Annotated in this window: 1 protein-coding gene; it reads left to right on the top strand. The window is 60.8% G+C overall.

The genetic code is table 11. From position 1 onward, the window contains the following. A partial coding sequence (locus FEU76_RS18510; RefSeq protein WP_144985012.1) for an ISL3-like element ISPpu12 family transposase occupies positions 1-1,101 on the top strand: 1,101 nt, incomplete at both ends.

Here is a 1,101-nt window from a genome sequence, read left to right as displayed (position 1 = left end):
CGGTTCGGCAAGCGTGACGTTCCCTATCGTGATCTGCCCATCCACGGCAAGCGGGTCACTCTCTGGGTGGTCCGCCGCCGATACACCTGCCGGGCCTGCAAGACAACATTCAGGCCCCAGCTACCGGAGATGGTGGACGGATTCCGTATGACACTGCGGCTGCATGAGTACGTGGAGAAGGAATCCTTCAACCACCCCTACACCTTTGTGGCGGCACAGACCGGCCTGGACGAGAAGACGGTGCGCGACATCTTCAACGCCCGCGCCGAGTTCCTGGGGCGCTGGCACCGCTTCGAGACGCCCCGCATCCTGGGCATTGACGAGCTATACCTGAACCAGCGCTACCGCTGCATTCTGACCAACATTGAGGAGCGAACCCTGCTCGACCTGCTGGCCACCCGCCGCCAGGACGTGGTGACCAACTACCTGATGAAGCTGAAAGACCGGCAGAAGGTCGAGATCGTCAGCATGGACATGTGGAACCCCTACCGGGCAGCGGTCAAGGCTGTGCTGCCCCAGGCCCGTATCGTGGTCGATAAGTTCCATGTGGTGCGCATGGCCAACGATGCCCTAGAGAGAGTGCGCAAGGGCCTCAGAAAGGAGCTGAAACCGTCCCAGAGCCGGACTCTCAAGGGAGACCGGAAAATCCTGCTGAAACGCGCTCACGAAGTCTCAGACCGGGAGCGCCTCATCATGGAGACCTGGACAGGCGCGTTCCCGCAACTGCTGGCCGCCTACGAGCACAAGGAGCGCTTCTACGGCATCTGGGACGCCACCACACGGCTCCAGGCAGAAGCCGCCCTGGACGAGTGGATAGCCACCATCCCGAAGGGCCAAAAGGAAGTCTGGAGCGATCTGGTCAGGGCAGTGGGAAACTGGCGCGAAGAGACCATGACCTACTTCGAGACGGACATGCCCGTCACCAACGCTTACACGGAGTCCATCAACCGACTGGCCAAGGACAAGAACCGTGAAGGGCGCGGTTACTCCTTCGAGGTGATGCGGGCACGAATGCTCTACACCACGAAGCACAAGAAGAAGGCACCGACTGCGAAGGTCTCTCCTTTCTACAAGAAAACCATCGGTTACGGACTGCCGGAC

The organism is Halomonas sp. C22, from assembly GCF_007655045.1.
Lineage (GTDB): Bacteria > Pseudomonadota > Gammaproteobacteria > Pseudomonadales > Halomonadaceae > Vreelandella > Vreelandella hamiltonii.
Note: the sequence above shows the minus strand (reverse complement) of the source record. Positions and strands in the feature narration are given on the sequence as shown.